The sequence below is a fragment of the Plesiomonas sp. genome, assembly GCF_051652165.1.
Lineage (GTDB): Bacteria > Pseudomonadota > Gammaproteobacteria > Enterobacterales > CAMTGL01 > Plesiomonas.
In genome coordinates this window covers 294,358-320,793 of record NZ_JBOFTR010000004.1, presented here as the reverse complement: position 1 = coordinate 320,793, position 26,436 = coordinate 294,358, and the positions used below count along the sequence as shown (strand labels likewise).

The window sequence follows — 26,436 nt, the reverse complement described above, 5'->3', positions numbered from 1 at the left end:
TTTCATGGCTGTAATAGCTGACTACTCGGCTCGTTCTGATGCTAATATAGGGGCCACTTCACTTATTGCATATGCACTGGCTGCATATTGCTCTCGTAATTGGTTAAAGCGGCTAATTTGTTCAGGGAACAACTGGCGTTTGCTATCGCGCCCCAGATACACTTTAAAAATACAACGGCCTGATTGAGCAAAAAACAGCAGGCTATAGCTCTCTTTACCCATAAATGGCTTTTCCAACAGGGCAATGTGCGAAACCTGATCAAGTTTGAGATGGCCATGTAAACCTTCGGCACTTTTGGTATATAAGTTGAAATAGCCGTGTGCCGGTTTTCCAGCCGGAAACGCACCTTTAAACTCAAAAATGCTGCCTTCAGACTCAATAATGGTGGTCAGTGCCCCCCATTCAGTGAGTGACTCTAGTAATGTTTGCGCATGTTCAGCGAATACCCATGTTGCCATGCCTGCAGGAAGTGCCGCGACCAACTGCTGTTCACTCACTGAAAACTGGCTGGCTAATGCTTGTGTTGATGCACCCAGTTCATGCTCTGAAAGTGCAGCAATCTGGGTTGCAAGGTTTTGTTGTTTGGTTATTGATTGCGCTAACGTAAGTGATTGCATCGGTAATTCCATACCCTGTATATCAAAAATAATCAGTTAAATGTGTTAATAGTCATCGCCATTATCTGCTACGGTTATCGTGCATTATTTTTTGTCCTCTTTTTTGTACAGCCTCTTTTGCTTTGCGTTATCTCGCTTGATTTTCACAATCAAGCAGCCTGTGCTGCAGAAGGTTGGCCTTGTAATGCTTCAATCACTCCCTGAGCCATATTGATACTCCAAAAACTGCCTGCAGTAGTGAGTTGTGCGGTTGAAGTATCAAGTGTTAGTAACCCACGATCTTGCCATGCAGCCAGTAGAGGTTGTATATGTTCAAATAGCTGAGTTTCACTGGCCTGATTCAGAGCGTGGGCTGACAGCATGCCGCGATCAAACCCCGCCTTAATAGCACTGTGTAATCTATGCAGCGGATTGGGTGCCATCATCATTGCCAATGGGAATTGGTTCTCTGCAATGGCTGTATGATAGGCTTCTAAATCACGGGTTTGCATTAGGGCATACCCGTTAATTGAGCCTCCAGCCCCTGCGCCAACCGGTAATACATCGGCGTGTGTTTTAGCCAGATGGTTGTAACGGCTGCGTTCACGTGAATCTCGCGCCCAGTGATTAACACTGAGCTGCTTGATTTGTTGCTGTTGCATAAAGGCAACACCATTGGCATACATCCGTGATTTTTCGGGGGTATTTGCTGGTGGTGGTAACCGTTTTTCACTGACTAGACGTGCCATTGGGGTGTTTTCCATCTCAATAAGCTGATACAGGTCAACACCGTGTGCTCCGCTGGCTAAAAAATCGGTTAAATCACGTTGCCAGCATTCACTATCCTGCCCTGGCAGACCAAACATTAAGTCAACAATGACTGGTGCGCGATCAAATGCGACGAGATGGTTGAGTGTATTTAGCAACGTTTCACGGTTATCCAAACGCTTGGCCTGTTTGCGCACAGCAGTATCAAAACTTTGGACACCAAATGAGAAGCGGTTTACACCACCTTCAACCGCGGCAACGTATTTTTCATCACTAAAACGGTTTAAGCGCCCTTCTAGGGTAATTTCACAATCCTCTGTTAATGGAAAGTGCGCATGAATTAGTTTTCCTAACTGAAATATTTGCTCTGCAGTAAGATCGGTAGGTGTACCACCACCGATATATACCGCAGCAAAAGGGTGTGCTTGTGTCCATGGCATTGCTGCTTTACGCTTTAGCTCTTCGCTCAATGCAACAAAGTACTCTGCTACTAATGTGGCACTGGCGGCATACTGAAAAAATGAGCAAAACGTACAGCGCACGCGACAAAACGGAATGTGGAGATACAAGCAGCGATCGCGTGATACTTTCTCGTTGCCAGTGAGCAGTTGTGTAAACTGTGTTTTGGTCGCTTCAATAGATAGCGGGCGACCACTTGCGCCTACATGTGCCTGACGCTTTCCTGTAAACGCGTATGCTAAGGGATCAGGGCTGTGATAACCCAGAATGTGTTCATCTAATAAAGAGAGATTAATCATCAGAACTGATACCGAACGCCAATTTTGAAATTACGACCTGCGGAATAGAGCTGGTTAAAGGCCTGACGGTAGTATTCGTCGGTAAGATTATCGATACCAATATCCACTTTAACGGCTTTAAAGGCTTGTGGCTGCCATGTGGTATAGAGATCAATGAGAGTGTAACTTGGGTACACTTCAGTGACATTTTCAGGCAGCTTATCTTGCGCTTGGTAGTGGCTAACATTCATGCCAACTTTAAGAGATTTATCCATAAAGTAGTGCCCTGCGCCTAATACCCATTTTTGTGCTGGGATATTTTGCAGTGGCTGGCCATTACTCTGATTTTCACCGTCAGTTTTAGCATAGCTTAGGCTTGTTTCGATATTTTGTAGGTTATAGAGTGCAGTTAGCTCTATTCCTTTAAGTAGCGCATCATTAACGTTTTGGTATTGTGTAGTTAGCCTGTCTACACGCTGATCAATGTAGTTACTGACGTTGTTATGAAAATAGGTGGCATTCAGCGCCAGTTCATCATCGGCCAATACATGACTGAATTTCATGTTGGCTGAGATCTCTTTATTTTTTGCTTTTTCCGGTTTTAAGTCAGGATTTGGTAGGAAGGTGTTACACATATTTGGCCCCATACAAAAATGTGTACCACTGGTGTACATCTCTTCCATACTGGGAGCACGAAATGCTTCGTCGTAACGCGCATTCAATGTTAACCAATCTGCTGCTTGCCAACGTAAACCGACTGACGGCGAAACGTTACTTTCACTGCGCGATGAGTCAGCAATGTTTTTATCTTCAATATTAAAATGATCATAGCGTATTCCAGGTTGCAAACTCCAATTTGTTACCAACGGAATATCAGCTTGTAAATATGTACCCCACACTTGGGCACGGGCATCAGCAGGAATAGGACGATGTGGGCCCTCACGCTGACCTTCTGTTTTATCCTGATAAATATCACCGCCATACACGAGTGTCATGAAATCAAAGGTAGAACGGTTGTTAATGTTCATGCCTAATGTGCGATAATTAACCGTATCATGCTGTGCTTTCTGGATTCGATACTCATCAAACTCTGTTTTATTAAGATAGGTTGTGATATGTGCATCTAACAACGGATTATTTTGTGGATTTACGCGGTAATCCAATGTGGTATTAAAATCACGTGTTTTTTGCTGAACCAGGGGTACAGAAGAGCTGATTGCTTCTGATGGGTTACTCGGTGCATTCTGATGATTTTCAGACTGCCGAACTGAAAGTTGCAAACGCTGTGCATCATCAACTTGCCAACCCACTTTTGCCAACCCACCTTGATTACGATAGCTAGAGTCTGTGAGTTTTTCGCCATTGCCTAAACGCACATTATTTGCATCGACATAGTATCCATTTAATAAAAAGTCAATTGCATCACTTGGCATGCCATACAGTGAAGCACTGGTTCGCGTATCATCATTTGCACTACCATAGCCTTGTTTGATATAACCGCCTATTGGCTGATCAGTCAGTAAATCAGGAGCCGAAACCGTTTGGAGTGCCACTACCCCCCCTAATGCTCCACTTCCCCACAGTGCGCTGCTTGGCCCTTTGATCACTTCAATGCTTGATAGCATTTCAGGATCAAGAAAATAGGTTGAACGATGGCCTGAATTGGTATTTTGACGAGCTCCATCAATGACTTGCAGTAGTTGATTTCCGCTTAAACCTCGAATCGTTGGGCTTTGTGCATTTGCCCGCGGCCCGCCATGAACATCAATGTTAGGTGCATATTTCAGCACTTTTGCGACACTGGCTGCTTGCTGCTGTTCAATTTGTGCCTTATTCATGACCACGACTGAACGCGTTTCTTGTTCGAGAGTTTTATTATCACGTGTGGCAGTTACGATAACTTCAGGCAGTGCCGTTGTCGTAGATGTGCTCTGGGTTGTTTCTGCATTAGCCATTAAAGGCACAGTGAGAATATTTATAACTAGCAAGCTAAGTACAGATCGTTGAAAAATAACCCCATTTTTGCAATTTGTTCGATGACTCGCCATTTGTGCTAAATCCTTTTGAAAATAAAACCACGACCGATTAAACACCCGAATAAAAATCACCCTGCGTAAGGACATCTTTTTTTTTGCGGACATAAAGCCGCAATGATTTGCCATAAGTCACAGGGGAATCAGCACATGTTGAGTTGGAATTTGCAGGTTTATATGTGCCGCATAAAGAGTAACTGAACATTAAATGCGAATGCAAATAATTTTCATTTGATCTTTTGGGGTATCAAAATGTATATTTGCTATCTCGTTAGATGAATTGGGTATGCAAGGGTTGTATCTATGTGGATTTCCTCAGAAAAAAAACGATTATTGGTCGCCTCTGGCATATGCCTTTGTGCGCATACCGTTTTGTTACTAGTAGGATTCCAACCTCTTCAAACACGAGCCATTACCCTTGATACTCTGAGTTCACCAACATCAGCATCTCGTATGGTTTTGACGTTGGCTACGGCTCAACGCGCCGCGGTTAATCCGACAGAGCAAAGGGCAACACTCTCTGATACATCCTTAACGAATACGTTGGAAATGGCCAAACCAGAGTTGGTTAAAAACGCGGTAATAAAAGAGAAAAAAGAGAGAAAAGAAAGTGTTATGAGCTCAAAAAACCGTGCGCTTCAGGCTTTGCCGTTTAAAACGCCTTTAGAAAAAATAACCACTCCATCTAAAACCACACCGGAAAAAAAAGCGGATACAAAACGTTCAGAGCAACCTAAAAAATCAGAGGTAGCAAAAATACTACCAACTAAAAAACAACAAGATGCAGTACAAACCACAACACACAGTAGCCAAAATACACTAACCTCTTCTACAATGGCTCAAACCCATACAACTTCCCCTTCACTGTCGACCACACTCAACAGTGAAAGTAAGCCCCGTTTTCGTATTCCCCCTGCTCCACCAGAGTATCCCACTGCCGCACGTGCTAGGCGGCAAGAGGGAACAACCCTGCTCGATATTACACTTGGCGTACACGGTGAGCTTCTTACTGTGGTGTTAACTCGCAGTAGTGGTTCACTGCTGCTCGATAAAGCGGCGCTAAAAGCCGTACAGAAATGGCAGTTTTTACCTAAAGAGATCAATGGCGTAGGCATAAAACACACGGTGCGTATTCCGATTCGTTTTGAACTAACTTAAATAGGCTTGAGATTAAGATGTTGCTAACTCAACTTGAACAACAACTGGGCATGATGATGTGGCCCTTACTGATTTGCTCATTTTTAACGGGTGTTATTGTGCTCGATAGGTTGTTTAAGCTGCTACAAGCCAGCCGATTTAATGTTCAAACCTCTGGCGCTCTGCCACCGTTAACACGTTGTACCCAGCAAGGGGAGTTTGAGCAGATGCAAGAGGCACTATCTGGTCAGCGTTCACTACTGCTACAAGGTTTGTCGCTGTTGATTATGCACAGGGCTGAAAACAAATTATTGCGTGAAGAAATTGCTGCAATTTGGCTGCAAAACAAACGTCGCCAACTGAGTTTTGGCTTAAAAATGCTGACATTGATTGCAGCAATTAGCCCATTACTGGGTTTGCTCGGCACAATTTTAGGGCTGATTCAGATGTTTCAGGATATCGGCATCAGTAATAGCCCTGTCACTCCTGCTCTGCTCGCCAATGGTTTAGGTATCGCCATGTATACCACCGCCGCGGGTCTGTTGATTGCCCTGCCTGCCATTATTGGCGCGCAGCTATTTAGCTTGTGGATTGACCGGTTAATCCACAGTGCCGAGCACGGTATGAACCAGTATAACTTGTGGTTAGAGGGTATCGCGCTGAATCAGGAGTTTCATCAATGATCCGCGATCGCTCATCTGATCACATGCAACCGAGTGTCGGTATCGATTTGACACCGCTGCTCGACATTATCTTTATTGTGCTGGTTTTTTTGCTGCTCACAGCCAATGTGCGTTTACAGAGTATGGAGATAGATCTACCAGAAATAGACAACACACAATCTGCTGCACCAACAGAACAACAACCATTAACACTGCACTTATTGGCCAGTGAACCTTATTGGGCACTGAATGATCACACTTATCGCTCGTGGGAGATGTTTAGCCAAGCTCTGTTACAACGCCACCAGCAGTTACCCAACGCCAGCATAATTATTGCGGCCGATCGTAATGTAAGTGCCGAACGTTTACTAAATTTGCTTAATTTTTTACAACAACAACACATTCCCGCAGCACAAATTTTGACGAAAGGAACAAAATAAATGGTAATGCCAACGATATTGAGACTACGCAAACAGATAAAATCGGCTCTGTTTGTGTGTAGTGTGACTCTGCTCAGTGGTTTCGCTGTGCCTGCTGTTGCTGCTGATCGTATTATCTCAGCAGGAATGGGTGTTACTGAAATCATTGTTGCACTCGGTGGCCAAGATCTTTTGGTAGGTACAGATAGCAGCAGTGAGCTGCCTATAAATAGCTCTGCAAAAAAACTGGGATATATTCGTCAACTGCCTGCTGAGGGCATGTTAGCTCTACGCCCGAATCAACTAATTGGTACTGATGAAATCGCACCGCAGTCATCGATTGATATGCTTAAACAAGCGGGTGTTACTGTCACTGTATTACCTTCAGGATCAGATATTGAGAGTTTAAAACAGCGTATTACTTTACTGGCCCAGCAGTTAAATAAACCATCCGAAGGCACTGCATTATTACACAAAACAGACACTCAACTGGCTGAACTGGCGAAAAAACGCCAGCATATTCAGAGCAAAAACAATCTAAACGTTATTTTCCTCCTGCTTAATGAAGGGCGCGCCCCGATGGTTGCTGGGGGAAATACACCTGCAAATACGTTGATATCTCTGGCTGGAGCAACAAATCCGGCAGAAAAAGTGAAAAACTATCAAACAGTTTCTAGCGAAAGCCTGTTGGCTATGCAACCCGATATCATCATCATTAGTCAACGTAACTGGAAAGGTAGCGCACAAGCAGCATTGGCACAATTCCCGATACTGACTCATACACCTGCAGGGAAAAACTTAGCTGTATACCCTATCAATGGTAAGGCTTTAATTGGCGGGTTAGGCTTAACAAGTTTGCATGAGGCTGACCGTTTGGCTGATTATTTTCTTCGCTATAACACCCCTCTGTCATCTAGCCACTAAGGTGTGCCGATGTTACGTTTGAAGTTATCACTTCTGAGTAGCACAGGGCTGCTACTGCTTATCGCTGCGGCACTGTTCTCAATGGCTACAGGCCCCATTAAACTGCCAATGAGTGAGAGCCTATTTGCACTATTTCATTCACCAAAGAGTGCAAGTGAACAAGCGAATGCATTGATTATTCAGAGCATTCGCCTTCCACGTACCCTACTGTGCATCAGTATTGGTGCAATACTGGCCATGTGCGGAGCTGTATTACAGGGGCTATTTCGTAATGCCTTAGCTGACCCCGGTATCATTGGCGTCAGCGGTGGTGCAGCTCTGGGCGCAGGGCTATCCATTGTTCTACTGCCAGCCGGTTGGGCGTTGTCATGGCCGTTACTGGCCGATATTGCCAGTTGGTTAACACTTGGCTCAACAGCTCTATTTGCATTCGCCTGCGGCATGCTGACCACCTTACTGGTTTATCGTATCGGGCGAACACCTTTTGGTACATCTGTCAGCATGATGTTGTTAGCAGGTGTAGCCATTGGCGCTATTGCCTTTTCTGGTTTAGGGCTGCTGAGTTATTTAGCCGATGATCAACAGTTACGTGATCTTTCACTCTGGCAAATGGGCTCATTAGCCGGGGCAACATGGCATGGTGTGCTGTTGTCTGTTTTTGTCATGCTGGCTTTATTGATGACTTTTTCTTGCCAACATGCCGCACTGAATGCGCTATTACTGGGCGAATCTGAAGCTCGGCATTTAGGTATTCAAGTAGAAAAACTTAAACATCGGCTCATTATATTATGTGCAATAGGAATTGGTGTTGCCGTTTCTGTATCGGGTATGATTGGTTTTATCGGTTTAATTGTACCGCATATGGTGCGTATGCTCTGTGGGCCTGATTACCGTAATCTATTGCCTGTGAGTGCACTTGGTGGTGCTATTTTACTGCTGGTTGCTGATCTGCTTGCTCGCCAACTGGCTGCGCCTGCCGAAATTCCTGTTGGAATTATCACAGCATTATTGGGTGCACCGTTCTTTATCTGGTTGCTAATCCAGCAAAAAAGGAGTCAGGGATGAGTATATTGCAGATCAATAAATTACAGGTGCAACGAGGGCAACGGCACATTTTAACCGATCTCTCATTAACCTTATTTGCTGGGGAGTTAACTATATTACTTGGGCCCAATGGCTCTGGAAAGTCAACTCTGATCAAATGCATCAGCAAGGAGATCCCTTTTCAGGGTGAAATTACCCTATTTAATCAACCACAACATACATGGAACAGTACTCTATTAGCGCAAAAAATGGCCATCTTGCCGCAAAGCTCATCGCTCTCTTTTGCTTTTTTAGTACACGAAGTCGTTATGCTAGGGCGATTACCACACGCTTCATCACATAGCGAAAATCAGCGAATTGCACACGACTGTTTAACCGTTGTTGGGGCTCAACACTTAGCCACTCGGTTATACACTGAACTCTCTGGCGGTGAAAAGCAGCGGGTACATTTTGCAAGAGTGCTGGCACAACTGGGCGAAAAAAAACAGAGCGCAAAACAGTTTAAGGAAGTAGAGCAATCAGGCTCATTACCAGCAGAACCGCAGTTATTAATACTTGATGAACCCACTTCTGCGCTTGATCTCTGCCACCAGCACCACACGTTGCAAATAGCAAAAGAGCGAGCATTAGCGGGTGACGCAGTGCTGGTTATTTTGCACGATTTAAACCTTGCAGCCCGTTATGCTGATCGCATATTACTGCTCAATAACGGAACACTGTATGCTGACGGTACACCAAAACAGGTCTTAACCCATAACCATATTCAGCATGTGTTTGATATCGAAACAACGATTCTTCCACATCCTGATATTGACTCTGTACTGATCGCCTAGTTTTTTGTGCTTTGTCTAATTTATTCCCCTATCAGGTAAGAACTTTTATCCTGCAAATAAGAAGAGTATCTAGCTCAATACACCACCTCTGGCTCTCTTTGCCCTCCTAAATAGCCTCTTGTGAGGCTATTTTTGTTTCAGCTACGCCCTAAACATATGCCAACGCCTATTAGCAATCTATTTTGATAAATTTTGTATCGCTAATCATGCTTGTTACTGCTAACGCTTGAATATTCACCGTGCAATTTGCATGGATACATTTGTAAAATGACCAGAAAAATTAACCTTCAAGTAATTGTGTCAGTAAAGAGCCGTTATATAGCGCCTCTTTGACCAAACCAACCCCTGCCATCGTGCCTTCATTGTGAAATTGAGTGAGCTGTAACACCAGATTTTCGGTATACGGAGGATAAGAGAGATGTTTGATTGTAGCTTCAATTTCAGGAAATAAAACCGCTTGTGCTTGATGTAATGGCGAGCCAAACAAAATTTTCTCAGGATGAAATAAATTCACCAACGTAGCGAGTAATTGCCCAATATAACGCGCAGTATCATGCAACACACTCAACGCCAGTGAATCGCCCTCAATTGCGGCGTGGCAGAGCGCAGTAATCGTCAATGGAACATGCTGCAATGAACTCTGAATACCTATATCTAGCTGCTGTTGCACCTTTCGCAACAACGCTTGCATACTGATCTCGGTTTCTAAACAGCCACGGTGACCACATTCACAGAGCACACCATCTGGGTTAACAATCTGATGCCCAGCCTCAATCAGATTACGAAACTGACCATGAATCAGCTTGCCATCGATCATCACCCCCACACCAACACCGTGATTAATACTCAGCAAAATAACATTATCGCAGCCCTGAGCATGCCCAAACAGTGACTCAGCCATCGCCCATGCGCAAATATCATGCCGTAAAAAAACCCGTAAACCGGTTTTTGCCGCCAGCTCTGCGGCCAATGGCATCTCTTTTACCTGATAATAAGGCATATGATGAACAATACCGCGCGCAGCATCAATCATGCCTGGTAGCGTCACGGCAATACCAGTTAATCGTTCAAGCTTATTTTGATGACGAGTAAAAAAGAGGTCAATTTCACTGACTAAGCGTTTGAGCAGTGCAACTTGCTGACGCTCAATCACCTCTAAACGCTCTTCAATCAATATCTGACCATTGAGCTCATGCAAAACCAGTGTCAGATAACCGCAGCCTAAGCGCAGAGAGAGGAAATGCCAGCCTGTTGTATCTAATACTAACCCTACGGCTGGCCGACCACGCTGACCAAAGTCTTGGCACTCATTTTCGCAAATTAAGTGAACATCAAGCAATTCACGGGTGATTTTTGTGATACTTGCTGGGGCTAAACCCGCCTGCTTGGATAATTCAATGCGTGAAATCGGGCCTAATTGATCAATTAACCGATATACCACGCCCATATTTATCTGTTTAATTTGATCAATGTGTCCAAGATTGTGCCCTGCTGCCATGCTGCACCACTCAAAAAAATGCATTTCATACTACGAAATATTATTATCATCATGGTGTTAGCTTTAAGTAGCTGCGTCAACCTTACAATGAGTGAAGCGTGACCAAATCTACAACCAGCGTACTTTTTCACTCTTTTGCCAGTGAGCGACCTGATCACTGTAACGTTGCTCGATAACATGACGACGCAATTTTAGTGTAGGAGTCACATCACCACTTTCAATACTCCACGGTGTTGAGATCACTGCAATACCACTGAGCTTCTCGTGGGGTTCAAGCTGGCTATTCACACTGTCGAGGTGCTCAGATAATGCATGAGTTAACATCTCTTGTGGTAATGTGAGCGAGTTTTGTGAAAGCTGAACTAAGGCTATAGGCTGTGATAGCCCGCTGCCTATCACACACAGTTGTTCGATTATTTCAAGTGTGATGAGTTTACCTTCTAGCAATACAGGGGAAACATATTTTCCTTTTTCAGTTTTAAAAATATCTTTCAAACGCCCAGTAATACGTATAAACCCATCAGCATCCATTTCGCCCAGATCACCGGTATACAACCACCCCTCTTTCAACGTCAGTGCTGTCGAAATATCATCGCGATAATAGCCGAGCATTGTACCTTGGCTGCGCGTTAAAATTTCCCCCTCTTTTGAAAGCATAATCTCAACACCTTTAGCGGCATGCCCAATAGAGCCAATTTTATCGCACCTAAAGGGATAGTTGATCGCGCCATATGCAAGATTTTCTGTCATTCCCCATGCTTCAGTAATATTAAGCCCTAACCGTTGATACCAGTGCAATAATGCCGGTGCAACAGGCGCTGAACCACAACCAAGAACCCTTGCACGGTGTAACCCTAGCTTTCGCTGAATAACATATTTAACCACTGAGCTGACAACAGGAATTGCTAATAAACGTGCGAGTTTCTCTTCAGGCATTTTCTCAGCAATACGCAGACGAAATGCACTCCACAACCGTGGAACAGAGATAAAAATTGTCGGTGCGGTGGCTTTAATGTCATCGATAAAAGTATCTAATGATTCAGGAAACGTAATACTGCATCCACCGTATAAACTTGCACCTAGAATATAAACACGCTCTGTAATATGTGATAACGGCAAGTAAGAAAAACCGCGATCATTAGGGCCTAGCTGTACCGTTTTTGCTACCGATTTTGCCGCCCAACCAAAACATTCATGGCTATGCATAACTGCTTTAGGCCGACCAGTACTGCCAGAGGTATATACCAAAGACATCAGGCTTCCCGCGTCAGGAACAGGGTTCTCTTCTAAAGGAAGAAAATCATTGAGCAGCATTTTCCACTGATATTGACACTCAACCGTTGGGTAGGGAAACGCAACACGGATCAGATCATTAGGCAATATAGTGTCAAGCTGTTCTGGATGATCAAGCTTACCAATAAAAATCACCTTACTTTCAGAATGCTCTAGTACATAGCGAATTGTTTCTGCGTTAGCCGTTGGGTAAATAGGCACACTAACAAAGCCACCCATCATCATCGCTAAATCAGCAATAAACCATTCTGCACAATTTTTTGATAAAAGCGCGACACGATCGCCTGCTGTAAGCCCTAATCCACGCAGTGCACTGGCCATCACTCTGGCTTGCCGCCCTACCTCACGCCATGAATAGCAGTGAAACTCTCGATTCACCGGTTGACGTAGATAGGTCTCATCAGGGCGATGAGCCTCCCAATAATAGAGCATCTCAAGCGGTTGTCGTTTTATTATGCTCATACTTCCCCCCAACAAGGCCATTGTTGTTAATCATGATAAGAGTACCACGATTACTTATTATTATTTAACACTATAGCCACAAAATGACAGTGTGATACCCTTTCTTAAACAGATTATGTGTTTTCTTAAACAGACACGATGTAGTTTATCGCGAGATGGCATCAAGTATGATGCACTTTATTGATACAATATTTGATGAAGTGTCGAGAAAAAGAGCAATTTCACTGTATATTTTATTACACGTTAAACCGTTTATTTAAATACACAATAAAAGAAAATATAAATAAAAACCCCTTTTACATATTATACATAATCACATATATAATACGTAAAAGAGGCTTTCATACACACCGTATATATAAATAATATATACAAACACTCATCATCCACTGTTTTAACGCAGTGTAAAACGCGGGCCTAACATTCTGACCAATACATTATTACGCAACATTAAATGATGTTTAATCACTGCGGCGATGTGTAATAAAACCATAATAGCCAAAAACATACAAGCAACACGATGAACAATAAAAAAGAAATCATTAATCGGTTCGGAACTAATTAAATTAGGCACTTCAACTAACCAAAAGAGTGAATAACTCTCTTTAAGCATCAGAAAACCAGAAGAGAACACCACAAACATTGTAAAATAAATAATTGAATGTACCATTTTTGCAATGTTTATCTGGTTCTTAGGAATATTCTCTACTTTAAGGGAGGGCGACACCCGAAAAAAGCTCCAAATCCACCGAAACACAAATAACACCGTGCCTACTGTTGCCAATGACATATTCATAATAGAGAGAAAGCTAAATATTCTTGGGTGTGAATGCATAACTAAATGCATTGCATAACCCGCAATCGTTGCATAGATAATAACAAAAGCCATTATCCAATGCAGAACTCTACTTACGCGATCATAATATTCAACGTTCATTTTATTTCACACCCTTACTTTAATCTTCTTTACAATATTTCACCTTAAACCTAGATGCTCTATTATTAAATTAGAGCATAAGGTTTTCCTTTATCACAAAGCACATACACTTTACTGCATCAATATTAATATAACGATATGACTAATTTATTTAACTGCTGTATTGAGCGGGAGACTGCATATTGATGTGAGGCTTTCAGGTTATTGAGTTTAATATCTATCGTCAATTGAGTTACCGTGATTTATTTTGAATGCAATAAAAATAATCTCAACACATATCATAAAAAACAGCCGTAAAATAAAAATCGCTCTCTTTTATTTTCAGTATCTTAAAGAGACATACGTTATATTGATGTGCGATTAAATACTGACACTGTGATATCAATGAGTGTTATATCATCAATATATCACCACTCAACAGACATATTCAGAAAAAGTTATAAGTAGTCAGACTTAGCAGGGTTTGCGATAATTCACTCTCTTTTTTCTTAACCGCTTAGGCGCTGTATGTTGTACCCAATTAATGAAGTGTTTCAGACCCTACAAGGTGAAGGGGTTTATACGGGTGTTCCCGCAATTTTTGTACGCTTACAGGGCTGTCCGGTCGAGTGTAGCTGGTGTGATACTAAGCATACTTGGGCATTAGACGCAGATAAACGCGTGGCTGAAGATCAGGTTATTGTGAAAACGGGTGATTCTGATCTATGGTGTTCATTACAAGCGAGTGATTTATTAGCTCTGTTTAACCAACAAGGGTATACCGCAAAACATGTGGTGATCACTGGCGGTGAGCCTTGTTTATACGATCTGAGCTCGCTAACGGCTACGTTAGAGTCTGTAGGTTATCAGTGCCAAATTGAAACTAGCGGCACTTACGAGGTGCGTTGCAGTGCACAAACGTGGGTAACAGTATCACCTAAAGTCGGTATGCGTGGCGGTTGTCAGGTTAGGCTTGATGCTTTAGTACGCGCTGATGAAATTAAGCATCCAGTCGCACGCGAAAGTGATATTGATGCACTCGATCAACTATTAATGCTCATTCCTTCCGACGGTAAAAAGCGCGAAATCGCGCTGCAACCTATCAGCCAAAAAGCACTAGCAACTGAGTTATGTATGCGCACTTGTATTGCTCGTAACTGGCGTTTGTCGGTACAGATGCATAAATATTTGTCGATCGCCTAATTGTTATTGAGTGCGTTATCGCATAACAGTATGGCTTTAATAACAGCAACGTATTGGCTAGATACTCTCTGCTGCCAATACGTTCATTTATGGCTTGCTGATTAACACTCTCAACCATTAATCAGCAAACAGTGGCAATTATTCTGCGGTCTCACCACGGTATAGGCAACCTGAAGTACAGGTCTCTTTAATCAAAATACCGGAAAGCAGAGGTAAGCGGGGTTTTAACTGCTGCCAGATCCAACGAGCGAGCACTTCACTGGTCGGATTTTCCAGCCCACTGATATCATTTAGGTAGTAGTGATCAAGCTGATCATAAATTGGTTTAAATGCCTGTTTTATTTCAGCAAAATCAATCACCCAACCAGTATGTGGATCAACGTCACCAGTCACCTCCACACGCACAGTAAATGAATGCCCGTGCAAACGCCCGCACTTATGCCCTTCTGGAACATGTGGCAGGTGGTGGGCCGCTTCGAACATGAAGTCTTTGAACAAAGTGGTTGTCATCACTCTATTCCTATAATGTAGGATAATAAAAAGAAGGCGTGATGGTAGCAGAAAATAATGATGCTGTAGTGCTGATTTACCAAACCATTTATAACGTGGCATATCTATTATGCTATACCACGTTTTTATTCTGTCATTTTAATCAAGATACTGATGTTTTAAAAAATATCGATCTTGACCAAACAGCTCTCTGTGTCACTTACTCAGCTCTGTAGGGACAACCTCAACGTGCTTTGCCAAACGTAATCCATTGGCAATAACCAGCAAACTTGCGCCTACATCAGCAAAAACCGCCATCCATAACGTTGCTATACCTGCTAAAGCAAGAGCGAAGAAGATGGCTTTAATCACCAATGCCATCACAATATTAGCTTTCAATACACCGGCTGTTCGGCGAGCGTGAGCAAATAACTCTGGCAGTTTTTCGAGCTTATCTTCCATCAATGCGGCATCTGCTGTTTCCAGTGCGGTATCTGATCCAGCAGCGCCCATTGCAATACCTAAATCAGCCTGTGCTAATGCAGGTGCATCGTTAACACCATCACCAATCATGGCAACATGGCCATATTGTGTTTGCAGTGCATGGATACGTGCCAGTTTATCATCTGGCAACAGTTCGCCAAGTGCTTGTTCCACCCCGATTTTATTCCCCACTGCAGTGGCAACACTCTGGTGATCACCCGACAGCATAACGGTGTAAATCCCCATGCGGTTTAAACGGTGGATAACGGCCTGTGCCTCATCGCGGATTTTATCTGCTACTGTAATAATCCCCAGTACTGCCTGTTCAGACATCAGCAACAGCAAACCCTGACCTTGCGCCTCTTGCTCAGTGATTTGTGCATTAATCTCTGGGGTAAGTACACCTGTACGTTCTGCTAAACGGCGACTACCTAGCAGGTAACGCTGACCATCAATTGTACCCTGCACACCCAGGCCAATTAGCTCCTGAATATTTTTTGCCTGCATAACGGCTACGTGCTGCACACTTGCTGCATTGAGTACGGCCCGTGCTAATGGGTGAGTTGAGTCTGCATCAAGTGCTGCGGCTAAAGCCAATATGCGATCTTTAGCTGAAGCATCACTCGGCGTTAGAGTCTGCTCAGAAGCCTCTGCTTGCAACGTGGTTTGTAATACAGGAAGTAAAATACCGGTTACTTCTGGCTCACCTACCGTTAGTGTGCCCGTTTTATCAAAGGCAACAACCTTAATTTTTGCAGCCATCTCAAGCGGGGCGCCACCTTTGACTAGCATGCCGTGGCGCGCTGATGATGCCAGTGCACTGACCAGTGTCACCGGAGTAGCAATTACCAAGGCGCATGGGCAAGCAATCACTAACATAACCAGTGCTGTATATACTGATGCTTTTAGTGTCATCAACCCAAATACGGGCAACAACACAGCCACCAGCACCGCAGCAATCACCACTGTGGGAGTATAATATTTGGCAAATTGATCGATAAAACGTTGTGTGGGCGCTTTACTGGCCTGCGCATCGCGTACGGTACTAATAATACGGGCCAATACACTGCTGCTGGCGCTGGCGGTAGTACACACTTCTACCACGCCATCACCGTTAATACTGCCTGCAAATACCGTCGCGCCAACCTCTTTGCTCACGGGCAAACTCTCACCGGTGATCGGGGCTTCATTAAAATGGCTAACACCGTGGCTAATTTGGCCATCCAGTGGCACACGCTCACCGGGGCGTACACGCACGATACTGCCGATTGTCACTTCTGCAACGGCAATCTCTTGCCATGTGCCTGCGGCATTACGTATCCAGGCTGTTTCGGGTGCCAGTGCCATCAATGCTTTAACCGCTTCTCCGGCACGAGTTAGCGACATATCTTCAAGCTTCTCTGCAACAGCAAATAAGAACAAGACCATCGCCGCTTCTGGCCACTGGCCGATAAATACTGCCCCTATCACAGCAACCGACATCAAAAAATGAATATTCATTGTGCCCGTTTTTAGCGCAATCCACCCTTTTTTCAGGATGGGAATACCACCACAAGCTATCGATAACAGTGCCAACAGTGCCACCCAGAGATTCATATCTGAACCACTGATAAACGCTATTGCCTCTGACCCTGCAGCAGCTAAACCAGCTAATGTAAATAGCACCTTTTGCCGCCAGCCTGTTTTGCGCTCTGCAGGTAGTGCGGCCGCTTGTGCGTCTGTCAGCGGGCGCGCTTCCATCCCCACACCACTGATGGCTTTGATCACGGGGCTGATATCGTCAAGATCATGCTCCATCACCATTACGCGTTCAATATAGTTGAACTCCAGTGCTGTTATGCCTTCAATTTTTGCCAGCACTTTCTGGATTAGGGTCGATTCGGTCGGGCAATCCATCGCCAGAATCTGAAATTTGGTCTGATATTTTCCCTGCTGACCACTGGCACTGCGTATAATTTGTTGTGTGGGCATGTCTGCGGTATGCCCACAACAAGTGTGCTCAGTATGCGTGTGCTTATGTTCATGTTCATGTTCATGTTCATGTTCATGTTCATGTTCATGTTCATGTTCATGTTCAGCCAAATTTAACGGTCGAATGGCGGTTAATGCTAATCCTGTTGACATTTGTCGTGTATTTTTTTTATTTAACAGACCGGCCTGTATACTTTTTTTATCTTGGCAGCATGAGGTCATCATCTTACCCTCCTTAAATATCCTGCTATAATTTCACACCCTGTAGTTACTATAGGGTCAAGCATTTTTGGAGAATTAAAGATGAAAATTGGTGAACTGGCCCGTAGTGCAGGCGCTGAAGTGGAAACACTGCGTTTTTATGAGCGTGAAGGGTTGCTCTCTGAGCCGTTGCGCAATGCCTCGGGTTACCGTATTTATCAGGCCCAGCATTTGTCTGAGCTAAATTTTATTCTGCACTGCCGCTCGCTGAATATGTCACTGGCTGAAATTCGCCAACTGGCCCATTATCGCAATAATCCTGCGCTAGGGTGCGTACAAACCAATGAGATGATCGACCGTCATATTGATAATGTGCACCAACAAATCGAAAACTTAAAACGGCTAGAGCAGCAATTGATTATGCTACGTGAACGCTGCCCTGACGGTCATCACAACAGCGATAATTGCGGGATATTAAAAAGTCTGGTCGCCGCTGCAGAGGGTGAACCTTGTGCTTGTCACCCTGATGACTATACAAATAACACTGGCGAAAATAACCTAACCGCTACCCCCAATAAGTGACAGGGTAACAAAATTGGGTGTTTTAAAAGCGCCAACGGCTGATACAAGATGCAGTTATCATATGCAGGTACGAGGTGCATGTGCAATATACAAATGAATACAATGCACTGATGTATCAGCCATTTTAGGCTTATTTTAGATGAGCAAAACGGCGAGCAATAAACTGATCAATCTGCTCACGGCCAGTGGCCGGATTCATGAATACGGCTTTCTCACCCGGAATGTAGGCGTAACGCCCTTTTGCGTTATAGGTTGAGCGCGCAATAAACTCGACCCAGTTGGTATACAGACCAAACTTTCCGCCATCTGTAAATTGCTCACGGTGCCAGTGTGCATTACGCTGCATACGCGCCATGCTGTCTGCATCTATCATGCACTGCTGTTCAAACGCAAACTCGGCATCGGGATTACTCACCCATTGCGGGTTGTAGACTTTAAAGCCAACACTTGGCCCCTGATTTTCCGGCACCATCAGCTTCACGTGGCCAACATCTTGCAAACGCTGACGGAAGTAGTTCGCATTTTGCAAACAGTGCGCCAAAATGATCTGGTATCCCTCAATGCCCATGTGTTGCAGCGCAGAGAATGCGCCAAACATCCCCGCCGCACCGCGCGAACACTCAATGGTTGACTGTAAATGTGTCTGCCCCTGCAAATCATGCTCAAAGTACGAGAAGTTTTCTGGGTCATTTTCCAGCGCATGCATATCATCTTTATTGCGGATCATCACCAGACTTGAGGTATAGGGTACGTATCCCCATTTTTGAAAATCCACCGTAAACGAATCGGCATACTGTACTTCACGAAAGCGTTCAACATTGTGCTGCATACCAGCCAGCGTTGCAGCATTGATCTCTAGCGGGTTTGCTGCAAAATCATAGTTAAGGAAAAACAGCATTGACCAGCCTACCGCTGCATCAGCATGAATGTGCGGTTTTACGGTAATATCGTACTCTTCACATAAGCGGTTACGCAGATCGTACACTGGCTTTATACGGTCAACACCGAACGTATCGGTAGTGCCCAATGTCAGCATAATCGCCGGTATTTTACAGTGCACATCAAAGCAGGCGCGCATTTGGCGCTCAAGATCGATCAGATCGATATCATTGCTTTGCGTGACTTTAATCCGAATCGTTTTATTGCGAATATCCACCCCCAGCAGTGACAAGTTCGTCATGTTGGAGTAGTGCCCGCCCTGCGAATTGATAATGCGGTAATCTTGATCAACACCCATACCGTGGGTACGTGCTTCAGGCAGTGATTTACGAATGCCCAGCAGATAGCCATACAGATTACAGAATGTTCCCCCCTGCGTGAAAACACCCGTTGCCTGTTCCGGATCATAGCCCGCCAGTGTTGCCATCTGCCGAATTACGGTTTTCTCTAGATGGTCGGCCATACCCGCATATTCACAATATGCCAAATTCGGGTTAGCCAGTGAACACATCATCGCGCCATATACTGCCGGATCACTGGGCATAGTAATCACGTTTTCAACTGAACTTGGGTTTTCCCAGTCTTTTGACATTGCTGCGGCAAATGTCAGTAACGGATCTGTGCCCGCACTCGGTGGCTGCATATGTGGCTGAATCTGGCGCATGCCGTCAATCTGCGCAAACATGGCAGCCCCTTGCGGATAAGCGGCCAAACGTTCGGCAGGCGCTAAATGCTTTTGCCGAAAACCGATAATTTGCTGCAAACCCGGATCGTGATAAATCGGCCATTGTTTGGGATCACGGCTAAAAAACCATGCCATAACTTGTTCATAGCGATCTGAAAAATAAGAAGAAACTGTATTTTCCTGCGATGAATGCAGCAACGCATCGTGTCGAGTCATGAGTGTTTATATCCTTAAATTGACCTTTTTCCCCAAAAAATAGGGGCAGTTAATTCAGCACAATTCACTACAAATTAAGCGTAAAATAAAAATAATAGTTCAATTATATGATTTAAAGCAGACTTTAAATTCAAAAAATACACAAAAACTCGACATTTAACACTAACAATAGCTAAATTGATGATATTTACCACTACACCTGCTTTTATACGTCATCCTAAATAAGGAAAAGATACTGAAAACATAAAAAACTCACTTAATGAACACAATTACGCAGAATTTATGCTTGAGTCCTGCGGATCGGCAGGTAACATAAGCAATTATCCTTGCTAGGTGCATTCAGTGCCTAAGAAAAGCAAAAATACGGAGTATGAGAATAGTATGAGCGTAATGCCTGTCGTTGATGTATTGCGTGGCCAGGCCGCGGTTGACAGTGAAGTCACCCTAAAAGGCTGGGTACGAACACGTCGAGATTCCAAAGCGGGGATCTCATTCCTTGCCGTTTATGATGGCTCATGTTTTGATCCTCTGCAGGCAGTTATTGCCAATTCTCTGCCCAATTACGAGAGTGAAGTGCTGCGTTTAACTGCCGGTTGCTCAGTTGAAGTCACCGGTACTGTGGTGGCTTCTCCGGGTCAAGGTCAGGCTTTTGAGATCCACGCTACTGACGTAAAAGTGCTCGGTTGGGTTGATGATCCTGACACTTACCCAATGGCTGCAAAACGCCACTCTATTGAATACTTGCGTGAAGTGGGCCATCTGCGTGCACGTACCAATATTGTAGGCGCAGTAACACGAGTGCGTAACACGCTGGCACAAGCCATTCACCGTTTCCTGCATGAAAATGGCTATCTGTGGATCTCTACCCCACTGATCACTGCCTCAGATTGTGAAGGCGCAGGTGAAATGTTCCGTGTTTCCACGCTGGATATGGAAAACCTACCGCTGACTGACAAAGGTACGGTGGATTATTCACAAGATTTCTTTGGTAAAGAAGCCTTCCTGACCGTATCAGGCCAACTGAACGTTGAAACGTATGCTTGTGCGCTGTCTAAAGTGTACACATTTGGCCCAACTTTCCGTGCGGAAAACTCCAACACGACCCGCCATCTGGCTGAGTTTTGGATGATCGAGCCAGAAATTGCCTTTGCAAACCTTGACGATGCTGCAGCTCTGGCTGAAAAGCTGCTGAAGTATGTATTCAACGCAGTACTGGAAGAGCGTATGGACGATATGGCGTTCTTCGCCGATCGTATCGATAAAGATGCGGTTGCCCGCTTAGAACGTTTTATCAGTTCAGACTTTGCACAAATTGATTACACTGATGCTATCAAGATCCTCGAAACCTGCGGTAAGCAGTTCGAAAACCCAGTATTCTGGGGTGTAGATATGTCATCTGAGCATGAGCGTTATCTGGCTGAAGTTCACTTCAAATCACCGGTTGTCGTGAAGAACTATCCGAAAGATATCAAAGCATTCTATATGCGTATGAACGATGACGGTAAAACCGTTGCCGCGATGGATGTTCTTGCTCCAGGCATCGGTGAAATTATCGGTGGTTCACAGCGTGAAGAGCGTCTGGATGTTCTTGATGCACGTCTAGACGAGATGGGCTTGAACAAGGAAGATTACTGGTGGTATCGCGATCTGCGACGTTACGGTACAGTGCCACATGCCGGTTTCGGTTTAGGTTTTGAGCGTTTAGTTGCCTACGTTACCGGTATGCAAAACGTACGTGATGTGATTCCATTCCCACGTACACCACGCAACGCAGCTTTCTAATTACCCTCTTATTTTAGTCTCTACATACACTGATTATGGTCAGTAATGTCAGAGTGTACTAATACAAAATAACAAAAAAAGCCAACACTATGTTGGCTTTTTTTGTGCTTATTTATCACCATTGTAAAATGCAGCAACAAAAATAAATTACTCACTGTCAAAAAGTTCGATGGAAAACACAAACGTTTACACTCTGTTTCCTTGTGAAAAATCAGACATTAATCGATTCAATAAGTCAATGGAATCAAATCTGCGGAAATGCGACATTACACCCAGCGAAAAGTTCCGGAAAAAAACGTATTTCAACTGCAAGCCGGAGCGATATCATACTTCATACTGAATGAGGGAATAGGAGGTAATAGCATGAAACATTCCGTTCTTGCAGCAATGATCCCTGCAATGCTAACAGCTACTGCGGCAAATGCTGCTGTAATTTACGATAAAGATGGCAGCCAGGTTGATCTGTACGGTGGTATAACTGCCGTTTATCACTTTGTATCTGACCACACAGGTGCTCAAGATAATTACAATGGGTATATGCGTGGCGACCAAACCTATGCACGTTTAGGTTTTAAAGTGAATAGCAAGATCAATGATCACATGCAATCATTCGGTCGTTTTGAATACAACTTTGCAGTGAACCAAAGTAATAACTATAACGGCCCTAGCCAACTTCGTTTTGCTTTTGCCGGTGTAAAAGATGACCGTTACGGTAGCATAAACTACGGCCGTAACTGGGGTATTGCCTATGACATCATGGGATATACCGACATGTTAACCGAGTGGGGTGAAGATACCCAAGGTTATATGTTAGAAACCACCAACAACTACACGGGTTCAGCACCAACCATGTTTGGTACAGGCCGTTCTGACAGCCTATTGCAGTACCGCAATACATGGGATAAATTCAATTTAGCCCTTCAGTTGATGGGGCCAAATGATAATTATAACGGTGACTCTACTAACCATAACTACTCACGCGCAGTAGAAAATGGTACCGGTTATGCTGTTGCAATGAGCTACGATTTTGATATGGGTTTAACGCTAGGTGCAACCTATAACACTGCAAGCAAATCACCGTGGCAAAAAGCAAATATTGGTAACGATAAAAACGCTGAATTAGTCTCATTAGGTGCAAAATACAGCGCCAATAATATTTATGCGGCAATTAACTATACCCAAACAAGAAACCAAATGGCGTATAGTGCTAACCCGCAAAACTCAACCCTTATTGGTACTGACTACCCGAATAGTATTAATGACTACACCTTTGCTTCAACAAGCCAAGCGGTCACTGCTGTTGCACAATACACCTTTAGTAATGGTTTAACATCAAGTCTTGCTTATGGGCAAGGTTGGTTACGTCGTCCTAATGGTTATGTCGGTAACCAAAACTATACTAAATATGTCGATTTAGAGTTAGTTTATGCGCTTGGTAGTAATCTTAACGCATTTGTGGATTACAAGATTAACCTTATGCAAAACAACAGCTATACTGCAACTAATGCGATATACACCAACAATGTTATGGCTGTTGGTATGCAATACTCATTCTAATGTAGTTTTATAATTTCTGTTGTATTGATTGTATTTATCATTCATTGCTCAACAGCAAAAAAGCCAATACTTTTAAAAGGTATTGGCTTTTTTATTTCACTAAAAATGCACTGCCCTCTTGTTTGCCTATCTATGTTTCTCATCTGTTATCCCCTTTATCATTTTATACTCCGCGATAACTGAGTTTTAATTATTAGCGGCTCATCTCTTTATCTCTTTTTTGACTATTTACTGCGCCGTATTTTGCATATTTTCTTGCGTTATCTATATCTACTTGTATGGCGAATTTTTTAATCAGTTCTATGCTTAATGCCTATATGGACATTTTGCATAAATATGAAAAACAGCAGTAATACAGATAAATATCATAACAGACAAGGAAATAGAGTATGAGATACCGTATTTTTACTGTCATCGCCCCTGCTATTTTGCTGGCTCAGACTGCTCATACTGCTGAAATTTATAACAAAGATGGGAATCAACTTAATCTTTATGGCTACATCATGGGTGATTATCATTTTGCAAAAGAAAATTCTGTTTCAACCTATGGTGATCAAAGTAACTCACGTTTTGGTGTTTCAGGCACAACCATCATCAATAAAGAGCTTCATGGATTTGGGCACGTGGAATATAACCAACCCATTAGTAATAACCAAAACCCGTATTGGGGCAGTCAAGGCTCTATTCGTCTTGGTTATGCCGGTATCGCCCATGAAACCTACGGCACACTACAATATGGGCATAACTGGGCAGTAATGTATGATATTGCTACCTATGCTGATATGTTGCCTGAGTTTGGTGAAGATACTTTAGGTTACTTTTCTGAAGTCTCATCGAGCACCCCCATTTCACCAGACTCTATGTTTGGAACTGGGCGTGGTGCAGGCTTACTACAATATCGCTATAGCTACTCTAATTTTGATCTTGGGTTACAATACCTTGCCCAAGGCACTGGGGTGCAAGCTGAAGGTGGCGGTATTTCACTGCAATATACGTTTGCTGATATTGGTTTAACATTCGGTGCTGCTTATAACTCTGGCGGCAAAAATATGCAGGCAATCCGCAGTTTAAGTGATACCCCACTTGCTGCTGATTTTAATGAAGATAACGCAGATATGTGGGCCGTTGGTGCAAAATACAGCATCGATAATATCTATTTAGCGGCTGTTTATGCTGAAACGAAAAATCTACAACCTTATGTGGATATCAACAGCGATAACAATTTTGCTGATGCAACACAAGCATATTTTCTTGTTGCTCAATATACTTGGGATAACGGCATAACACCGGGTATTGCTTATGCACAAGGCAAAGCAAAAAATCTCACCGGTTATGGTGACCAAAATTACAGCCAATATATTGATCTTTCAATCACCTATCTCATTAATGCTAACTTCAATACCTATATTGATTATAAAATTAACTTGCTTGACTCAAATGCTTATACATCTCAAAACAGTATACTTATTGATAATGTGACTGCGGTTGCGGTTCAGTATACGTTTTAACCGTTTACCTATTTTCTTACTTTGCACGATTAAGGCGCATTTGTTCTTTTTTTATTACAGAGTTGATTGTCAAGCACACACGCAAGCGGTATAAGGATAAAGGAACTTGTCTGACTTTCATGGATGCTATTACACATGTTTGAACATATCATTGCTGCACCTGCTGATCCTATTCTTGGGCTTGCTGATACTTTTAAAGCAGATCCTCGCCCTCATAAAATCAACCTCAGCGTTGGCGTATATAAAGATGATGCAGGGTTAACGCCTGTATTGCACTCTGTAAAAAAAGCTGAAACACGGCTGTTAGAAGAAGAGAATACAAAAAACTACCTCGGTATTGATGGTATTGCTGCTTTTGGCACATCAACACAAACACTGCTGTTTGGTGCAAGTAGCCCTATTATTACAACTAAACGAGCAAAAACAGCACAATCACCGGGTGGCACAGGAGCATTGCGTATTGCTGCAGAATTTATTGCTCGACAAACATCCGCAACAACGATTTGGATCAGTAATCCAACATGGCCAAACCATGTCAGCGTTTTTAAGGCCGCGGGTCTTGACGTTCGTGAGTACGGTTATTTTGATGCCAATAATATGTCGCTCGATTTTGATGCCATGCTGACCTCATTAGAGCAGGCCAAAGCCGGTGATGTGGTGTTATTCCACGGCTGCTGCCACAACCCTACGGGTGTAGACCCTACGCCTGCACAGTGGGATCTGCTGGCAAAAAAATCGGCCGAAAAAGGCTGGCTACCGCTATTTGACTTTGCTTATCAGGGCTTTGCAAAAGGGCTGGAAGAAGATGCTTACGGCCTGCGTGCATTCTGTGCAAACCATCAAGAGCTTCTGGTGGCCAGTTCATTCTCTAAAAACTTTGGTTTATATAACGAACGTGTTGGTGCTTGCACCCTTGTGGCCGCTGATCAAGACACTGCCGAGCGTGCATTTAGCCAGATAAAATCGGTAATCCGCGCCAACTACTCTAACCCTCCAGCGCACGGTGCTGCCGTGGTTACCATGATATTAGCTGACAGCCAACTCAAAGCCGAGTGGGAAGCCGAGCTTGCCGATATGCGTAGCCGTATCCACCAAATGCGTGAGCTGTTTGTGGCAAAACTACAACAACTGGGCGCAGACTGTGATTTTAGCTTTATTGCCCAGCAAAATGGCATGTTCTCATTCAGTGGTTTAAACCCACAACAAGTGGCCCGTTTGCGTGATGAATTTGCTATTTATGCAGTTGGTTCAGGCCGTATTAACGTTGCTGGAATTACCACGCAAAATATCGACCCACTGTGCCAGGCCATTGCCAAAGTACTCTAAACCTTGTCGCGTTAAATACAGCAAAAAAGCACTGTAAAGCAAACGCGTATTTAAGGGATACACACCGTTATTTTACGTGATATACACAACAATCAGCCACGTTTTACTCTGTGGCTGATTTTTTTTACTTAAAAATAAGCGTGATAAACTTCTCATTTCTTGCTATTCCAC

At 43.7% G+C, this 26,436-nt stretch carries 21 protein-coding genes; 12 read left to right on the top strand and 9 right to left on the bottom strand.

Features of this window, described 5'->3' with window-relative positions:
* Positions 1-21 precede the first annotated feature (21 nt).
* The 3 genes from hutX to ACRC53_RS03885 form a co-directional block, all read right to left on the bottom strand.
* Entirely contained in the window at positions 22-618 is a 597-nt protein-coding gene (gene hutX / locus ACRC53_RS03895) for a heme utilization cystosolic carrier protein HutX (RefSeq protein ID WP_438642249.1), read from the bottom strand.
* A gap of 149 nt (positions 619-767) precedes the next feature.
* The gene (gene hutW, locus ACRC53_RS03890) at positions 768-2,123 is read right to left on the bottom strand and encodes a heme anaerobic degradation radical SAM methyltransferase ChuW/HutW (protein ID WP_438642248.1); all 1,356 of its coding nucleotides are present in this window, start codon (positions 2,121-2,123) and stop codon (positions 768-770) included.
* Positions 2,123-4,057: a TonB-dependent hemoglobin/transferrin/lactoferrin family receptor gene (locus ACRC53_RS03885; protein WP_438642247.1), complete on the bottom strand. Its 1,935-nt coding sequence runs from the start codon at positions 4,055-4,057 to the stop codon at positions 2,123-2,125. Before ACRC53_RS03885 ends, hutW begins: the two co-directional genes overlap by 1 nt.
* Positions 4,058-4,438: 381 nt before the next feature.
* Between ACRC53_RS03885 and ACRC53_RS03880 the strand changes: the two genes are divergently transcribed.
* Genes ACRC53_RS03880 through ACRC53_RS03855 form a run of 6 tightly spaced genes read left to right on the top strand, consistent with a single transcriptional unit; the run spans position 4,439 to position 9,154 of the window.
* A complete protein-coding gene (locus ACRC53_RS03880; protein ID WP_438642246.1) occupies positions 4,439-5,293 on the top strand; it encodes an energy transducer TonB in 855 nt (284 codons plus the stop codon).
* 17 nt (positions 5,294-5,310) lie between these two features.
* The gene (locus ACRC53_RS03875) at positions 5,311-5,955 is read left to right on the top strand and encodes a MotA/TolQ/ExbB proton channel family protein (RefSeq protein WP_438642245.1); all 645 of its coding nucleotides are present in this window, start codon (positions 5,311-5,313) and stop codon (positions 5,953-5,955) included.
* Complete coding sequence (locus ACRC53_RS03870) at positions 5,952-6,374, top strand: ExbD/TolR family protein (RefSeq protein WP_438642244.1); 423 nt, start codon at positions 5,952-5,954, stop codon at positions 6,372-6,374. Before ACRC53_RS03875 ends, ACRC53_RS03870 begins: the two co-directional genes overlap by 4 nt.
* Positions 6,375-7,277 carry a heme/hemin ABC transporter substrate-binding protein gene (locus ACRC53_RS03865; RefSeq protein WP_438642243.1) on the top strand — a complete coding sequence of 301 codons (903 nt, stop codon included), beginning with the start codon at positions 6,375-6,377 and terminating at the stop codon, positions 7,275-7,277. It abuts the gene before it with no gap.
* A gap of 9 nt (positions 7,278-7,286) precedes the next feature.
* The gene (locus ACRC53_RS03860) at positions 7,287-8,342 is read left to right on the top strand and encodes a FecCD family ABC transporter permease (RefSeq protein ID WP_438642242.1); all 1,056 of its coding nucleotides are present in this window, start codon (positions 7,287-7,289) and stop codon (positions 8,340-8,342) included.
* A complete protein-coding gene (locus ACRC53_RS03855) occupies positions 8,339-9,154 on the top strand; it encodes a heme ABC transporter ATP-binding protein (protein WP_438642241.1) in 816 nt (271 codons plus the stop codon). Before ACRC53_RS03860 ends, ACRC53_RS03855 begins: the two co-directional genes overlap by 4 nt.
* A gap of 280 nt (positions 9,155-9,434) precedes the next feature.
* On the opposite strand, the gene mlc is transcribed toward ACRC53_RS03855, so the two are convergent.
* The 3 genes from mlc to ACRC53_RS03840 all read right to left on the bottom strand — a co-directional run bounded on the left by mlc (position 9,435) and on the right by ACRC53_RS03840 (position 13,344).
* Positions 9,435-10,652 (bottom strand): sugar metabolism global transcriptional regulator Mlc, encoded by a 1,218-nt coding sequence (gene mlc, locus ACRC53_RS03850; RefSeq protein WP_438642240.1) that lies wholly within the window; start codon positions 10,650-10,652, stop codon positions 9,435-9,437.
* Positions 10,653-10,760: 108 nt separating this feature from the next.
* The gene (locus tag ACRC53_RS03845; protein WP_438642239.1) at positions 10,761-12,407 is read right to left on the bottom strand and encodes an AMP-binding protein; all 1,647 of its coding nucleotides are present in this window, start codon (positions 12,405-12,407) and stop codon (positions 10,761-10,763) included.
* A 394-nt stretch (positions 12,408-12,801) separates the two neighbouring features.
* Positions 12,802-13,344 carry a cytochrome b gene (locus ACRC53_RS03840; RefSeq protein WP_438642238.1) on the bottom strand — a complete coding sequence of 181 codons (543 nt, stop codon included), beginning with the start codon at positions 13,342-13,344 and terminating at the stop codon, positions 12,802-12,804.
* 507 nt (positions 13,345-13,851) lie between these two features.
* On the opposite strand from ACRC53_RS03840, the gene queE reads away from it, so the two are divergent.
* Positions 13,852-14,526, top strand: coding sequence for a 7-carboxy-7-deazaguanine synthase QueE (gene queE / locus ACRC53_RS03835; RefSeq protein ID WP_438642237.1), 675 nt, complete (start codon positions 13,852-13,854; stop codon positions 14,524-14,526).
* Positions 14,527-14,664: 138 nt separating this feature from the next.
* On the opposite strand, the gene queD is transcribed toward queE, so the two are convergent.
* Positions 14,665-15,039 (bottom strand): 6-carboxytetrahydropterin synthase QueD, encoded by a 375-nt coding sequence (gene queD, locus ACRC53_RS03830; RefSeq protein ID WP_438642236.1) that lies wholly within the window; start codon positions 15,037-15,039, stop codon positions 14,665-14,667.
* A gap of 192 nt (positions 15,040-15,231) precedes the next feature.
* Positions 15,232-17,694 (bottom strand): heavy metal translocating P-type ATPase, encoded by a 2,463-nt coding sequence (locus ACRC53_RS03825; RefSeq protein ID WP_438642235.1) that lies wholly within the window; start codon positions 17,692-17,694, stop codon positions 15,232-15,234.
* Positions 17,695-17,772: 78 nt separating this feature from the next.
* Here ACRC53_RS03825 and cadR point away from each other — a divergent pair, with 78 nt between their 5' ends.
* The gene (cadR, locus tag ACRC53_RS03820) at positions 17,773-18,252 is read left to right on the top strand and encodes a Cd(II)/Pb(II)-responsive transcriptional regulator (protein WP_438642234.1); all 480 of its coding nucleotides are present in this window, start codon (positions 17,773-17,775) and stop codon (positions 18,250-18,252) included.
* A 130-nt stretch (positions 18,253-18,382) separates the two neighbouring features.
* Here the strand turns inward: cadR and ACRC53_RS03815 are convergent, their stop codons facing one another.
* Entirely contained in the window at positions 18,383-20,092 is a 1,710-nt protein-coding gene (locus ACRC53_RS03815; RefSeq protein ID WP_438642233.1) for a pyridoxal phosphate-dependent decarboxylase family protein, read from the bottom strand.
* Positions 20,093-20,473: 381 nt separating this feature from the next.
* On the opposite strand from ACRC53_RS03815, the gene asnS reads away from it, so the two are divergent.
* The 4 genes from asnS (at position 20,474) to ACRC53_RS03795 (ending at position 26,265) form a co-directional block, all read left to right on the top strand.
* Positions 20,474-21,874 (top strand): asparagine--tRNA ligase, encoded by a 1,401-nt coding sequence (gene asnS, locus ACRC53_RS03810; protein ID WP_438642232.1) that lies wholly within the window; start codon positions 20,474-20,476, stop codon positions 21,872-21,874.
* A gap of 363 nt (positions 21,875-22,237) precedes the next feature.
* A complete protein-coding gene (locus ACRC53_RS03805; RefSeq protein ID WP_438642231.1) occupies positions 22,238-23,431 on the top strand; it encodes a porin in 1,194 nt (397 codons plus the stop codon).
* Positions 23,432-23,820: 389 nt separating this feature from the next.
* On the top strand, positions 23,821-24,939 hold the full coding sequence (locus ACRC53_RS03800; RefSeq protein WP_438642230.1) for a porin: 1,119 nt from the start codon (positions 23,821-23,823) through the stop codon (positions 24,937-24,939).
* A gap of 135 nt (positions 24,940-25,074) precedes the next feature.
* Positions 25,075-26,265, top strand: a complete 1,191-nt coding sequence (locus ACRC53_RS03795; RefSeq protein ID WP_438642229.1) for an amino acid aminotransferase — start codon at positions 25,075-25,077, stop codon at positions 26,263-26,265.
* Positions 26,266-26,436: the final 171 nt, after the last annotated feature.